This is a genomic window from Pontibacter sp. HSC-14F20 (genome assembly GCF_019599265.1).
Lineage (GTDB): Bacteria > Bacteroidota > Bacteroidia > Cytophagales > Hymenobacteraceae > Pontibacter.
Map to the genome: position 1 here is coordinate 39,586 of NZ_JAHZTC010000005.1, position 14,375 is coordinate 53,960.

At 48.6% G+C, this 14,375-nt stretch carries 12 protein-coding genes; 6 read left to right on the forward strand and 6 right to left on the reverse strand.

The genetic code is table 11. The features are described from left to right. Window positions 1-4: 4 nt before the first annotated feature. The 3 genes from K3G39_RS06390 to lepA form a co-directional block, all read right to left on the reverse strand. Window positions 5-658, reverse strand: coding sequence for a 7-carboxy-7-deazaguanine synthase QueE (locus tag K3G39_RS06390; RefSeq protein WP_220625351.1), 654 nt, complete (start codon window positions 656-658; stop codon window positions 5-7). A 384-nt stretch (window positions 659-1,042) separates the two neighbouring features. Next, complete coding sequence (locus tag K3G39_RS06395) at window positions 1,043-1,924, reverse strand: bifunctional 5,10-methylenetetrahydrofolate dehydrogenase/5,10-methenyltetrahydrofolate cyclohydrolase (protein ID WP_220625352.1); 882 nt, start codon at window positions 1,922-1,924, stop codon at window positions 1,043-1,045. Window positions 1,925-2,100: 176 nt separating this feature from the next. Then, a complete protein-coding gene (lepA, locus tag K3G39_RS06400; protein WP_220625353.1) occupies window positions 2,101-3,885 on the reverse strand; it encodes a translation elongation factor 4 in 1,785 nt (594 codons plus the stop codon). 188 nt (window positions 3,886-4,073) lie between these two features. Here lepA and K3G39_RS06405 point away from each other — a divergent pair, with 188 nt between their 5' ends. The 3 genes from K3G39_RS06405 (at window position 4,074) to K3G39_RS06415 (ending at window position 8,630) form a co-directional block, all read left to right on the forward strand. Continuing rightward, entirely contained in the window at window positions 4,074-4,775 is a 702-nt protein-coding gene (locus K3G39_RS06405; protein WP_220625354.1) for a DUF4080 domain-containing protein, read from the forward strand. Window positions 4,776-4,937: 162 nt separating this feature from the next. Continuing rightward, on the forward strand, window positions 4,938-8,324 hold the full coding sequence (locus tag K3G39_RS06410; RefSeq protein ID WP_220625355.1) for a methylmalonyl-CoA mutase family protein: 3,387 nt from the start codon (window positions 4,938-4,940) through the stop codon (window positions 8,322-8,324). A 144-nt stretch (window positions 8,325-8,468) separates the two neighbouring features. Further along, window positions 8,469-8,630 carry a hypothetical protein gene (locus K3G39_RS06415; RefSeq protein WP_220625356.1) on the forward strand — a complete coding sequence of 54 codons (162 nt, stop codon included), beginning with the start codon at window positions 8,469-8,471 and terminating at the stop codon, window positions 8,628-8,630. A 100-nt stretch (window positions 8,631-8,730) separates the two neighbouring features. Here K3G39_RS06415 and rnk read toward each other — a convergent pair whose 3' ends face one another. Together rnk and K3G39_RS06425 are read right to left on the reverse strand one after the other, a co-directional pair. Continuing rightward, window positions 8,731-9,141: a nucleoside diphosphate kinase regulator gene (gene rnk, locus K3G39_RS06420; RefSeq protein ID WP_220625357.1), complete on the reverse strand. Its 411-nt coding sequence runs from the start codon at window positions 9,139-9,141 to the stop codon at window positions 8,731-8,733. A 1-nt stretch (window position 9,142) separates the two neighbouring features. Continuing rightward, window positions 9,143-10,699 carry an FMN-binding glutamate synthase family protein gene (locus K3G39_RS06425; protein WP_255594072.1) on the reverse strand — a complete coding sequence of 519 codons (1,557 nt, stop codon included), beginning with the start codon at window positions 10,697-10,699 and terminating at the stop codon, window positions 9,143-9,145. 473 nt (window positions 10,700-11,172) lie between these two features. Between K3G39_RS06425 and K3G39_RS20780 the strand changes: the two genes are divergently transcribed. Then, window positions 11,173-11,304 (forward strand): hypothetical protein, encoded by a 132-nt coding sequence (locus tag K3G39_RS20780; RefSeq protein ID WP_255594073.1) that lies wholly within the window; start codon window positions 11,173-11,175, stop codon window positions 11,302-11,304. Window positions 11,305-11,444: 140 nt separating this feature from the next. Further along, the gene (locus tag K3G39_RS06430; RefSeq protein WP_220625358.1) at window positions 11,445-12,044 is read left to right on the forward strand and encodes an FKBP-type peptidyl-prolyl cis-trans isomerase; all 600 of its coding nucleotides are present in this window, start codon (window positions 11,445-11,447) and stop codon (window positions 12,042-12,044) included. Window positions 12,045-12,127: 83 nt separating this feature from the next. Here the strand turns inward: K3G39_RS06430 and K3G39_RS06435 are convergent, their stop codons facing one another. Then, a complete protein-coding gene (locus K3G39_RS06435) occupies window positions 12,128-12,619 on the reverse strand; it encodes a hypothetical protein (RefSeq protein ID WP_220625359.1) in 492 nt (163 codons plus the stop codon). A gap of 317 nt (window positions 12,620-12,936) precedes the next feature. Between K3G39_RS06435 and K3G39_RS06440 the strand changes: the two genes are divergently transcribed. Next, window positions 12,937-14,361: a Glu/Leu/Phe/Val dehydrogenase gene (locus K3G39_RS06440; RefSeq protein ID WP_220625360.1), complete on the forward strand. Its 1,425-nt coding sequence runs from the start codon at window positions 12,937-12,939 to the stop codon at window positions 14,359-14,361. Window positions 14,362-14,375 lie beyond the last annotated feature (14 nt).

Below are 14,375 nucleotides of genomic sequence, written 5' to 3' on the forward strand. Positions count from 1 at the left end.
GCTTTTACGGAATATCCATGTACTTGTGTGTCTGCAAGGACACACGCCATTGGGGGTTGTTTTTAACGTATTCGACAATAAGTGGCATCAATTGCCCGGCTTTGCTCCACTCCGGCTGCAGGTATAGCTTACAGTCAGCTCCCACTTTTGCCGCATGCGCTTCTGCCCACGCAAAATCCGATTTGTTAAATATAATGACTTTTAGCTCATCTGCAAAAGGATAGACTGAAGCATCTGGTGCCTTGAACTTCTTTGGAGACAAACACACCCAATCCCAGTGACCGCTCAAAGGATAAGCCCCGGAGGTTTCGATCATGGTGCGTATACCTGCCTCCTGCAATCCGGCTGTCAGCGGGTTGAGGTTGTAGAGCAAAGGTTCGCCACCTGTCACTACGACAGTTTTGCCGGGAAAGGTTGTGGCCGTATTAACAATTTCATATATAGGCGTGAGCGGATGCTGTTCAGCGTCCCAACTCTCTTTTACGTCGCACCAGTGGCAGCCCACATCGCAGCCGCCAAGCCTGATAAAATAAGCCGCTGTGCCGGTGTTACCACCCTCTCCCTGAATGGTATAAAATGCCTCCATCAACGGAAGTTCGCTGCCATCTTTAGGCACTGTATGAATCGAGGCGGTTTTGTATGCTTTTGTCGTTTCCAATTCTGTATTCCATCGGCTATACCTATAAGCACAGGTAAAGACCTTAATTAAATAATAGTTCGGCTATACCTGTACAAGGTATAAATCTCAGCCAACTTGCAAAGTTAGTTAAAAAAGCAACAAGGTATACAGGGCGTTCCGTTCCGGAACAGGGATTAGAGCATTAAAACAAGGTACATTCCTGCAAATTTACAGCATTGCGCAAACGACACAATCAAGCGGATTGGTAAACCTTGCTCAGGATATACCTAGAGCAATCGATCTGAAATGTATACATCAAAAAGAGGGGCAGCAAGAAATAGGGTAAAAACAGAAATGGGTAGGGAAATGCCGAGGCCTCGGCATTTCCCTACCCATTATAATAATTCAAGCTCTGACTCCGGACTACGCGTATACCTCTTTCCTGGCGGCTCGCAGTGTATTTTTCAGCAACATGGCAATAGTGAGCGGACCAACCCCGCCTGGGACCGGCGTGATGTAGCTGCACTTAGGTGCCACGTTGTCAAAATCCACGTCGCCACGCAATCTGTAACCTGACTTGCGAGATGCGTCTGGTACGCGGGTTGTGCCAACGTCAATTACCACAGCACCTTCTTTTACCATGTCGGCAGTTATCAAGCCGGGCAAACCAACTGCTGCAATGATGATATCGGCCTGGCGGGTATGGTAGCCCAGATCGAAGGTGTTGCGGTGGCAAAGGGTAACTGTAGCGTTGCCCGGGTATGCCGCTTTGGCCATCAGGATGCTCATAGGAGAGCCCACAATGTTGCTCCTTCCGATCACTACACAGTGTTTGCCATTTGTTTCAATGCCGTAACGCTCAATGAGCTGCAGGATTCCGTAAGGAGTAGCTGGCAGAAAAGAGGTCAGACCGGCTACCATGCGACCTACGTTCGCCGGGTGGAAACCATCCACATCTTTCTTAGGATCTACCGCCTCCAGCACTTTCTGGGTGTTAATGTGCCTGGGCAGCGGCAACTGCACGATAAAGCCATCCACCTCTTCACTCTCGTTGAGTTCCAGTATCTTGCTGAGCAGTTCTTGTTCGGTCACATCGTCTTCGTAGCGTACCAGCGTAGAGCCAAAACCCACACGATCGCAGGCCAGTACTTTGTTGTTCACGTACGTGACAGAACCCCCGTCATTGCCTACCAGTATCGCCGCAAGGTGCGGCACCTTGCCTCCATTGGCTTTAATTTCGGCAACTTCAGCAGCAATCTCTTGCTGAATGGCTTCAGATGTTTTTTTACCGTCGAGCAGAATCATGTTTATAGTTAAAAGTTATGAATTAAGCGTTCTGAGTTTTTTGAGAGGAAATTTGACTAAAGACAAAAAATCAATTTGTCATCATGAAGTCTTTTTGTTCTTTTCAATATGTATTTGGACTAAGCATTTTAAGCGACAAGCCCCGGCGCGGGGAGGCACGTCGGGGCTTGCTAATGTTAGTCGAGTTTAAGCACAGCTAAGAAGGCTTCTTGCGGAATTTCCACGTTGCCTACCTGGCGCATGCGCTTCTTACCTTTTTTCTGTTTTTCGAGGAGCTTGCGTTTACGCGAAATGTCACCGCCGTAGCACTTGGCCAATACGTTTTTGCGCAGGGCCTTCACTGTTTCGCGGGCGATGATCTTCTGTCCGATTGCTGCCTGAATGGCAATCTCAAACATCTGGCGTGGTAGCAGCTCACGCAGCTTTTCGCACAGGCGCTTGCCCCAGTCGTAGGCTTTGTCGCGGTGCACGATAGCACTCAGCGCATCCACTTTCTCGCCGTTCAGCATCACGTCCAGCTTCACCATGTTCGACTGGCGGAAACCGATCAGCTCGTAGTCAAGCGAGGCGTAACCTCTGGAAATGGTCTTCAGTTTATCAAAAAAGTCGAATACGATCTCTGCAAGCGGCATCTCAAAAGAAAGCTCCACGCGGTCGCTGGTCAGGTATGTCTGGTTTTTAAGGATACCGCGCTTGTCCATACAAAGCGAAATGATCGGGCCCACGTACTCTGCCTTTGAGATGATCTGCGCCTTGATAAAAGGCTCCTCGATGTGGTCGATGTAATTGGGTTCCGGCATTTCGGAAGGCGCATTTACCTTCACCATGTCGTTTTTGGTAGTATAGGCATGGAACTGTACCGACGGCACGGTTGTGATCACCGTCATGTCAAATTCACGCTCCAGACGCTCCTGCACGATCTCCATGTGCAGCATTCCCAGGAAGCCGCAACGGAAACCGAAGCCAAGTGCTGCTGACGTTTCAGGCTCCCATACCAGCGAGGCATCGTTCAACTGCAGCTTCTCCATGGAAGCGCGCAGCTCTTCGTACTCGCTTGTTTCTACCGGGTATATACCGGCAAATACCATTGGCTTCACGTCTTCGAAACCCTGTATACCTGCAGCAGGACGGTCGACATGTGTAATGGTATCGCCTACTTTTACTTCTTTGGCGTTCTTTATACCGGAAATCAGGTAGCCCACATTACCGGCAGCCATCTCCTGGCGTGGTTCCTGGTTCAGTTTCAGTACCCCGATCTCGTCTGCTTCGTAGGTTTTGCCGGTGTTGATGAACTTTACCTTCTCCCCTTTCCTGAGTGTACCATTATAAATCCGGAAATAGACCTCAATGCCTCTGTAAGAGTTAAACACCGAGTCGAAAATCAAAGCCTGTAGCGGAGCGGCAGGATCGCCTTTGGGAGCAGGTATACGCTCGCAAATGGCGCTCAGAATATCTTCTATACCTATACCTGACTTTCCGGAGGCATGGATAATATCTTCTTTATCACAGCCGATCAGATCGATGATCTGGTCACTTACCTCTTCGGGCATGGCGTGCGGCAGGTCAATCTTGTTCAATACCGGGATAATCTCCAGGTCAGAGCCAATAGCCAGGTATAGGTTCGAAATAGTCTGGGCCTCTATACCTTGCGAAGAGTCAACGATGAGCAGCGCACCCTCGCAGGCGGCGATGGAACGGGATACTTCATAAGAGAAGTCGACGTGGCCTGGCGTATCGATCAGGTTCAGTACGTAATCCTCTCCTTTATAATGGTAATTCATCTGGATAGCGTGGCTCTTGATGGTAATGCCGCGCTCACGCTCCAGATCCATGTTGTCGAGCAGCTGGTTTTGCATTTCACGCTCAGCCACTGTAGACGTAAACTCCAGCAGGCGATCGGCCAGGGTGCTTTTACCGTGGTCGATGTGGGCGATGATGCAGAAATTGCGAATGTTCTTCATAAATAGTTATTACGAAAAACAAAGTTAAGAAGAAAGTGGGTTTGTTGCTGTATTCCGGCTTAAATCATTTTTTGTTTGCCCCTTTTGCCTTATCAGTTCGACTAATTTAGACAGGCATACTGTTGAGTTTCCCGTGTAGTTCTTATACCTTTAAAATCCATTTAGCTAAAACGCACAACCCCTGCATTATGCCCGACCCGTCCTGCGATGCCGATAAGTTTGCCGACATGGACCGTGAGATCCAAAATCTGCGCGCGAAATGTGAGTTCCTGGAAAAAGTCATCCACGAGGTGCCGGCCAACGTCTACGTCTCCAATCTTGACCAGGGCCTGGTCTGGTGCAATAGAACCAACGAAGAAACCCTCGGCTATACCTTGTCAGAGATTCTGGAGATGGGCGGTATGGCCTATTTGCAGGCTATCGTTCATCCGGAGGACCAGCACATACCTGAAGACAGCATCAACCATTACCAGCAATTTAACGGGGCTGAGTACGGAGGCTTGTTCCGGGCCAGACACAAGCACGAAAGTCAGTACAAATGGTTCCTGGGCTGGGCCAAAGCATTCAGTAAAAACCAGCAGGGTGAGGTAAAAGAGGTGATTTGTGTGGATGTGGACATGAGTCCCCACATGAATACTGAGAAACAGCTGATACAGGCGCTCAAAGAAAATCTGAAGCAAAAGAACAGGCTCCTTCTGAAAAGTCTGCGTAAACGCGAAATTGAAATACTGGAATTGATCTGCCAGGGCTGCAGCACCAAGGAAATAGCCAAGCGCCTCTACATCAGCCCCAACACTGTAAGCACACACCGCAAAAGCATTCAGCGCAAGCTGGGCACCAACAACGTGGCCGACCTGGTATCGCTTGGCAAAGAAGCAGGTATAGGGTAAGGCAATTGTTTTATTTGCAGTACAAGTACAGCCTGATGCCAGACCGCTTCGGGCTATTTTTTTGCAGGTATATCACGTAAAGCAAGGTATAGCCTGCGCTGTCAATCCTGCGCAAAAATGACTATATTCGCATCATATTTGAAAAATCCTTGTTAGTAAATTATGCAAATTACTAAAATAGAGCCATATAAGCCCGTTAACCATATTCGTATCGTAACGGCAGCCTCCCTGTTCGACGGGCATGATGCATCCATTAACATCATGCGCCGCATCATTCAGGCCTCCGGCGCCGAGGTGATTCACCTGGGCCACAACCGCTCCGTACAGGAGATCGTGGACTGCGCCGTGCAGGAAGATGCCCAGGCCATTGCCATTACCTCGTACCAGGGTGGTCACCTGGAGTACTTCAAATACATGTACGACCTGCTAAAAGAGCGCGGCTGCGGCCATATCCGTATTTTCGGCGGCGGCGGCGGGGTAATTCTACCCACTGAGATCGAGGAACTGCACGAATACGGGGTTGCCCGCATCTACTCCCCTGACGACGGCCGCGCCATGGGCTTGCAGGGTATGATCAACGACATGCTGGAGAAATGCGACTTCCCGACGGGCAAAGACCTGAATGGCGAGGCCAGTCACCTGCGCGATAAAGATCCAAAAGCTATTGCCCGCCTGATCTCGGCAGCAGAAAACTTCCCGGAAGAAGCCCGCAGTATTCTGAATGAAGTAAGAGAACAGGCCAAAGAAGTAAAAACGCCGGTGCTAGGTATAACAGGTACAGGGGGTGCAGGTAAATCATCTTTGGTAGATGAATTGGTGCGCCGCTTCCTGATAGACTTCCCTCAAAAGAAAATCGCCATCATTTCGGTAGATCCGTCGAAGCGTAAAACAGGTGGCGCTTTGCTTGGTGACCGTATACGCATGAACTCGATCTCGAACGAGCGGGTATACATGCGCTCGCTGGCCACGCGCCAAAGCAACCTCGCCCTGAGCAAGTATGTGCAGGACGCGGTGGATATCGTGAAGGCCGCAGATTTTGACATGATCATCCTCGAAACATCCGGTATAGGCCAGTCAGATACCGAAATCATTGAGCACTCGGACATGAGTTTGTATGTGATGACGCCGGAGTACGGTGCCGCCACGCAGCTCGAGAAGATCGACATGCTCGACTTTGCTGATGTAATCGCCCTGAACAAATTTGACAAGCGCGGTGCCCTCGACGCCCTGCGTGACGTGAAAAAACAATACAAACGCAACCACCAGCTGTGGGATGTGAGCGACGAAGAGATTCCGGTTTTCGGCACCATTGCATCGCAGTTCAACGACCCGGGCATGAACCAACTCTACCGTGCCGTGATGGCCAAGCTGAGCGAGAAAACCGGCGTGGAATTTAACTCCAACCTGCAGACTTCCAAAGAGATGTCGGAAAAGGTGTTCATCATCCCTCCTGCCCGTACCCGCTACCTGTCTGAAATCTCCGAAACCATCCGCAGCTACGACAAGTGGACGAAGGATCAGGGCGAGATTGCTCAAAAACTCTACGGCATCAAGAAGTCGATTGAGGCGGTGCAAGGTATAGAGGTCGAAGACAAAGACCGCCTGATCAAGCAACTCGAGCAGGCTTATGCCGAAGTAGAGCTGAGTCTGGACGGGCAGAACAAAAAAATTCTTGAGAACTGGAAAGAGAAAGTACAGGCTTACAAGAATGAGTTCTATATCTTCAAGGTGCGCGATAAAGAGCTGAAAATCAAGACACATACCGAGTCGCTTTCTCACCTGAAAATTCCGAAAGTTTCTACGCCACGCTACGAAGCATGGGGTGATTTACTGAAGTGGAACCTGCAGGAGAATGTGCCGGGCGAGTTCCCATACACAGCGGGTGTGTTCCCGTTCAAGCGCGAAGGCGAAGACCCGACCCGTATGTTTGCCGGCGAAGGCGGACCGGAGCGTACCAACCGTCGCTTCCACTATGTGAGTTTGGGGATGCCAGCCAAGCGTCTGTCTACCGCCTTTGACTCGGTAACATTGTACGGCGAAGACCCCGATTTCAGACCAGATATTTATGGTAAGATTGGTAACTCCGGCGTGAGCATTTGCTGCCTCGACGATGCCAAGAAGCTGTACTCCGGCTTTAACCTGGCTGATCCGATGACTTCGGTTTCCATGACCATCAATGGTCCGGCTGCGATCCTGACCGGCTTCTTTATGAACGCTGCCATTGATCAGCAGTGTGAGCTTTACATTAAAGAGCACGGCCTGGAAGATGAGATCAACCAGAAAATTGAGGCTATTTACAAAGAGAAAGGTACAGCACGTCCGCAGTACCAGGGCGAGTTGCCGAAAGGCAACGATGGCTTAGGCCTGATGCTCCTCGGCGTAACCGGCGACCAGGTGTTGCCGGCTGAGGTATACGAGCCGATCAAAACGCGTACATTGGCAGCAGTGCGCGGTACTGTGCAGGCCGATATCCTGAAAGAAGACCAGGCGCAGAATACGTGTATTTTCTCCACAGAATTCTCGCTGCGTTTGATGGGTGACGTGCAGGCTTACTTCATCGACAAGAACGTGCGTAACTTCTACTCGGTTTCCATCTCGGGCTACCACATTGCAGAGGCGGGTGCCAACCCTATTTCGCAGTTGGCCTTCACACTGGCAAACGGCTTTACGTTTGTAGAGTATTATGTGAGCCGCGGCATGGACATCAATAAGTTTGCGCCGAACCTGAGCTTCTTCTTCTCCAACGGTATCGACCCGGAATACGCGGTGATTGGTCGCGTGGCGCGTAGAATCTGGGCGAAAGCGATGAAGCACAAGTATAACGCCGATGCCCGTTCGCAGATGCTGAAGTACCACATCCAGACGTCCGGTCGTTCGCTGCACGCGCAGGAAATCGACTTCAACGATATCCGCACCACACTGCAGGCACTGTATGCAATTTATGACAACTGTAACTCACTGCATACCAATGCTTATGATGAGGCGATCACGACGCCAACCGAAGCATCTGTACGCCGTGCCATGGCGATTCAGCTGATCATCAACCGGGAGTTAGGACTAGCGAAAAATGAGAACCCGCTGCAAGGCTCGTTCATCATCGAAGAACTGACCGACCTGGTGGAAGAAGCTGTATTAACGGAATTTGACCGCATCACAGAACGTGGTGGCGTGTTGGGTGCTATGGAAACCATGTACCAGCGTGGTAAGATACAGGAGGAAAGTCTGTATTACGAAACACTGAAGCACACGGGCGAATATCCGATTATCGGCGTGAATACGTTCCTTTCGTCAACTGGCTCCCCTACGGTGTTGCCAACAGAAGTAATCCGTGCTACCGAAGAAGAAAAGCAGTACCAGATCTCAATGTTACAATCGCTGCAACAGCGCAATGCGGATAGATCTGCCGAAATGCTAAAGCGCATCCAGCAGGTGGCCATCAACAACGGTAACATCTTTGAGGAGATGATGGAAACAGTGAAATTCTGCTCGCTGGGCCAGATCACCAATGCCTTGTTTGAGGTAGGCGGACAGTACCGCAGAAATATGTAATTAAATTTACATAATGCCAGTGATGCTGGCGTTAGTAGAAAGGCCGGGCAATAGTCCGGCCTTTTTTATACCTGCTGACAAACAGCAGCCTGACAACAAATTGCAACCTAGGAAGGTATACAGCAAGATATTAGCATCGCGTTTATGAAAACAAAAAACACAGACTCAGAAGATTTTCCATTTGTGCTCATTGGCTCCGCCCTCCTATTTCTAGGCCTGGCCACTTACGTATACCTCAGCACGAGAATAGTCGAAGATGACATTGATTTTGACCTATGGGACGAAGACGTGAACGATTATGTCTGATAAAACAGGTATAGATCGTCACCGATTTCAAAAACAAAAAGCCAGTTCGCTATACCTTTTCAGGTTGCGAACCGGCTTTTTGCCAGGTATATACTAAACCTTATAATGCGAAATTGCCGGATGCCTCCGGTTGGAAAGTTACTTTCTCTATCTTGTAGTTAATGGTGCCGGATGGCACAGGCCATTCCACCTCATCTCCTTCTCTGCAGCCTATAATTGCCGTGCCGACTGGTGCTAAAATCGAGATCCTGCGGGCATTTACATCGGCATCTTTCGGGTATACCAATGTAATTTCCATTTTATTGCCACTTTTCAGGTCCCGCAACAACACACTGGAGTTCATGGTCACGACCTCAGCCGGAATCTCTTCAGAAGCAACCCGTTTGGAACGCTTCAGTTCCTCCCCAAGTTTGGCGATGTTGGCTTGCATGCCCGGCCCTTTTCTTTGCTGTTGCACCAGGTCAATCAGGCGCTTATAGTCCTTCTCCGTCAGATAGATCACATTTTCCATATCAATTAAGTACGTAATTTTTGCTGATAGGACTGGATGAAGGCTTCTTTGGGAAATAAATATCCCGGAAGCTTTTCGTTTGCCCCTGCTCCACACGTCTGAAAATTTTGTCCGGAGTAATACCTTCCAGCGAAGCAAAACCACAAGCTTCCATCACCTCGATGGTAGATTTAATGGTATTGCCATGGAAGTTGGCTACACGCACCCGTTTATCAGCTACGTCCAGCCCCTTGTACAGGTTCTTATCCTGTGTGGCTATACCTACAGGGCAGCGACCGGAGTCACACTGCAGTGCCTGAATACAACCCAGCGCGAACATCATACCGCGGGCGCTGTAGCAACTGTCGGCACCCAACGAAATGGCTTTGATAATGTCTACTCCCGTGATAATCTTACCGGCTGCAATCAGTTTGATTTGATCGCGCAGTCCGTACAGCTCCAGCATGTGCTGCACGTAAGCCAGCGCATCGTAAAGCGGCATACCCAAGCTATCTGTAAATTCCAGTGGCGCTGCACCAGTTCCTCCTTCAGCTCCATCAATTGTAATAAAATCCGGATAGAGACGGTTGTGCTTCATTTCCTGGCACAGGAGTTCAAACTCCTGCTTGTTGCCAATACAAAGTTTTATACCGATAGGTTTGCCCTCGGACAATACACGCAGCTGCTCAATGAACAGCAACATAGTGAACTGGTCTTTAAAAGCAGAGTGCGCTGGCGGAGAAGCCACTGTGGTATAAGGTTCTACCTTACGTATAGCTGCAATCTCGGGCGTGTTTTTAGCCGCGGGAAGTATACCGCCGTGGCCTGGCTTGGCTCCCTGCGACAACTTAATTTCCACCATCTTGATGTTCGGGTGCTTTACCTGCTCCTGAAACAGTTTTTCGGAGAAGTTGCCGTCTTTGTCACGGCAGCCAAAGTAGCCCGTACCAATTTGCCAGATCAGATCGCCGCCTCCCTCAATATGGAAAGGGCTCACACCACCCTCGCCGGTATTGTGCGCAAAGCCACCTAGTTTGGCACCAGAACTAAGTGCGGTAATAGCGGTTTTGCTCAATGAGCCGTAGCTCATGGCCGAGATGTTGTAAATGCTGGCGCTATAAGGTTGCCTGCAGCGGCTGCCCCCTATCGTTACGCGCAGGTCCTGGGCCTGCACATGCACCGGGAACATGGTATGCGCAATCCACTCAAAGCCGGGATCCTGGCTATTGGCCTGCATACCAAAAGGAACTGTCTGGCGAACGTTTTTGGCGCGTTGATACACAATAGAACGCTGGCGGCGGCTAAAGGGCTTGCCATCTAGATCTGACTCGAAAAAGTACTGCCGTAATTCCGGGCGGATGCTCTCAAAGAAATAGCGCAGATAGCCTACTAATGGGTAGTTGCGCAAAATCGAATGCCTGCCCTGCCGGACGTTGCCCAGGTATAGCAGGTGCAACGGTATAATGGCTACAAGTAGCCACAGATACTGCCGCTCGAACACCGATAAAAACAAGGTAATCAGATAAGCTGATAAGAAGGCATATCCCATGGATTGCCTCACACTGACCTTACTTGCCATGATGAAAAACCAATGAAAATGAATTAGATAAGTAAAATTGCTAAACCAGCATTGAGTAATTGCCAGTCTTGTTTGTGGGATGCCAGAGTCTAGAGCTCCGGCTTACTTGCAAAAGGCCTTGGGAGAGGAAAAAAAGTCAAGGCAATAACCGTTCAGCTCATCACACATGGCTACATGGTGAGATGTCGCTACCAGACCCGAAGCAGGTATAGCAAGCCAGGAAGAATAGTATATGCCGGATGGCCTCATAATCTATAGGATTAATACTGCAAAGTTAGCGGAAAGAAAAGGAGAAAACACAAAAATTGGTCACTAATAATTATAAAGCAGGCAGTATCTTGACCCAAAAGGCAGGATAATTCTCCATTATCTCGCTTTAGTACTAAAATGCAATAAATGAAGCGATAAAGATAGTAACCTAAACCACTATATAGCGTTAAAAAATGCAAGTTTAACTCTTCAGGCAAAAAAACATGATGCGCTTTACGACAATCTCCTCTCTCCTGCTTATCGGCACCACATTTGGCTACTTCATGAAGAGCTGGATAGCGCCGGAGCAACTCCAAATGGATCTCCACGAAGAAGATATACACTTGTATCTCTAGACTTGCGACTGTTGTTTATATACGAAAAAGCAGGTATAGCACCTGCTTTTTTCTCTTGATTGAGCCTCACTTAGGTTAATAGGTCCATTACCCGTACCTTTATCTCCCGAAAATCAATCCTATCATCCATATCATTATACATGACACTACAGGAAAAAATAAGCTACATTATTGGCCGCGACATGGCTGCCAACCTCCAAAAACAAGGTATAGAAATCGAAGCAGCGTCTTTTATGAATGGCTTGCAAGAGGTCATTGCTGGTGAGCCTTCCTCTTTATCCCAGCAGGAAATCCAGATGGCCATGATGGCGCTGCAGCAGGAAATGCAGGAGAAACAAGGTGCCAAAGGTGGTGAGAATCAGAAAGCCGGCGAAGCCTTTTTAGCTGAAAACAAAAACAAGGAAGGTATAAAAACACTGCCAAGCGGTCTGCAGTACCAGGTACTGGAAGAAGGTACGGGCAAATCACCTGCTGCTTCCGATAAAGTAACAACCCACTACCACGGCACTCTGATCGACGGTACTGTATTCGACTCAAGCTATGAGCGCGGACAGCCGGCAACTTTTCCGGTGAACGGTGTCATTGCGGGCTGGACAGAGGCGCTTCAGTTAATGAAAGAAGGTGCCAAATGGAGATTGTTCATTCCTTCGGATCTGGCCTATGGCTCGCAGGGCGCCGGTGACGTGATCGGACCAAACACAACTCTGATTTTTGATGTAGAACTGATCTCGGTACATTAAGCTATACCTGCTCATATATAAAAAGGTCCGGCTGACGTAATCATAACGTCAGCCGGACCTTTTCTTTTAAGACGGAGCTATACCTAAGCTATCTTCAAATCGGTTTCAACCATTTCGTGCAGCCAGCGACGGCTTTCTTCCTGGTATAGGAAATGATTTATGATCATAAAATTATCTCCATCCATCAGCTCATCCCCATTTATTTCATTTACCAGGCTGTTGTAAGCAAATACCGGCACCACGATCGCCACAAACACATTTTTGTTTACAGCCCGCAGCACTTCCGGGAAAATATACTTAAAGACCCACTGCTGATCCACTTTTTCGATCGCTAACCTACTTTGCAGATCCATAACCCACTTTTGGGGTTTGTAAGTAAGCACCATATTCATAATATGGGCATACCCCTGACGCAGCTCACTGGAGCTTACCTCTCCCTCCCATTTAATAAAAAGTGTTTCCTCTTCATGCTGATACTTCAGTATCAGTTGCTCCTTGAGCACACTCCGGTGCTGGTCTTTTGCCGAAAAATGCATACCAAAAGCATTGGCACCCATTAAATTATCTGTGTACATGGTATGTGGCAGATTAAGCGGCGCTAGGCCATAAAGTAGAATACATGGATGAAGTTTTTAAACAAAATCAATACAATTATGATAATGTCATAAACAAAGATGTAATAATTATATATATAAAACAAAAAATAATTAAATAATTTATTGGTATCATATATTAAGTTTCTCTAACTAGCTTACTGACAAGTTACTACTGCATGGATTTATTTTCGGTCTTAGCAGGCCCGTTTTTGAAACCAAAGCCGATAATTAAACAAATTAACCCGGGTGACGTTCTAAACTCAATTAATGCATTCACCAAAAAAAGAAATATTCCCATGGCAAACACCCAAAATGAAGGCAAAAAATTTCTGGATAGTGTGCACCAGTTCTTCGACCACGCTGCCAGTTATTCAAAGCTTGACTCTGGTATTCTGGCCCAGATAAAGACCTGCAACAGTGTTTACAAAGTATCGTTTCCGGTTGAGATTGACGGTCGTGTAGAAGTGATCGAAGGCATTCGGGTACAGCACAGCCATCACAAACTTCCATCTAAGGGAGGTATACGATTTAGCATGCAGGTAGATGAGGATGAGGTGAAGGCACTTGCAACGCTGATGACATTTAAGTGCGCTGTGGTGGATGTTCCGTTTGGAGGTGCCAAGGGAGGCGTAAAGATCAATCCGCGTACAAGTTCTGTAAAAACGCTTGAGAAAGTAACCCGACGATATGCAGCTGAGCTGATTAAGAAAAACCTGATCGGGCCAGGTATGGACGTGCCGGCACCAGACTACGGAACGGGTAGCCGCGAAATGGCCTGGATTGCTGATACCTACCAGGCACTTAAGTATGGCGAAACCAATGCGCTGGGCTGCGTAACCGGTAAGCCTGTCGGGCAGGGCGGTATACGAGGCCGTGCGGAAGCCACTGGTTTGGGTGTTTTTTATGGTATACGTGAAGCCTTGGGCGACACCGACCTCATGAAAAAAGCAGGTATAGACGGCAATACCATGGAGGGCAAGCGCATCATCGTGCAGGGTCTGGGTAATGTGGGCTACAATGCCGCGCACTTCTGCCAGCAGGACGGTGCCATTATCATAGGTATAGCCGAGCGCGAAGGCGGCATTTATAATACCAACGGCATCGATGTGGCCGAGGCCTTTAAGCATCGTAGCGAAACAGGGTCTATTCTGAATTTTGGCCAGTGCAAGAATTTTGAAAACTCAGCCGACCTGCTGGAGGAAGAATGTGATGTTCTGCTTCCGGCTGCGCTCGAAAACCAGATTAATGCTGACAATGCAGCCCGCATTAAAGCCAAAATAGTGGCGGAAGGCGCCAATGGTCCCGTTACCCGTGATGCTGAAAAGATATTGCTGGCTAAAGGCATTATCATTATACCTGACCTGTACATCAACGCTGGTGGCGTAACGGTTTCCTACTTCGAGTGGCTAAAAAACCTGTCTAATGTGCGTTTTGGGCGTATGGGAAAACGGGCAGAAGAAGCCAGTCACCGCCGGCTTGTAAACGCGATAGAAACTGCGTCCGGTAAGAGCATGACAACGCACGAACGCAATTTACTTATACAGGGCTCGGATGAGATCAGTCTGGTACGTTCCGGATTAGAAGATACCATGATTAATGCCTATCACGAGATCAGGGGGGTGATGAACAGAAAAGATATAGAAGATATGCGTACAGCGGCTTTCCTTTCGGCTATTGAAAAGATAGGCGTAAGCTACGAGGCGCTTGGTATCTTTCCTTGATCGGCAAGTGAATC

Bases quoted from the DNA above. Each gene is read 5' to 3' on its own strand.
- K3G39_RS06395 (WP_220625352.1), bottom strand. From the start codon at position 1,924: ATGATTCTGCTCGACGGTAAAAAAACATCTGAAGCCATTCAGCAAGAG.
- lepA (WP_220625353.1), bottom strand. From the start codon at position 3,885: ATGAAGAACATTCGCAATTTCTGCATCATCGCCCACATCGACCACGGT.
- K3G39_RS06405 (WP_220625354.1), top strand. From the start codon at position 4,074: ATGCCCGACCCGTCCTGCGATGCCGATAAGTTTGCCGACATGGACCGT.
- K3G39_RS06410 (WP_220625355.1), top strand. From the start codon at position 4,938: ATGCAAATTACTAAAATAGAGCCATATAAGCCCGTTAACCATATTCGT.
- K3G39_RS06415 (WP_220625356.1), top strand. From the start codon at position 8,469: ATGAAAACAAAAAACACAGACTCAGAAGATTTTCCATTTGTGCTCATT.
- rnk (WP_220625357.1), bottom strand. From the start codon at position 9,141: ATGGAAAATGTGATCTATCTGACGGAGAAGGACTATAAGCGCCTGATT.
- K3G39_RS06425 (WP_255594072.1), bottom strand. From the start codon at position 10,699: ATGGCAAGTAAGGTCAGTGTGAGGCAATCCATGGGATATGCCTTCTTA.
- K3G39_RS20780 (WP_255594073.1), top strand. From the start codon at position 11,173: ATGATGCGCTTTACGACAATCTCCTCTCTCCTGCTTATCGGCACCACA.
- K3G39_RS06430 (WP_220625358.1), top strand. From the start codon at position 11,445: ATGACACTACAGGAAAAAATAAGCTACATTATTGGCCGCGACATGGCT.
- K3G39_RS06435 (WP_220625359.1), bottom strand. From the start codon at position 12,619: ATGTACACAGATAATTTAATGGGTGCCAATGCTTTTGGTATGCATTTT.
- K3G39_RS06440 (WP_220625360.1), top strand. From the start codon at position 12,937: ATGGCAAACACCCAAAATGAAGGCAAAAAATTTCTGGATAGTGTGCAC.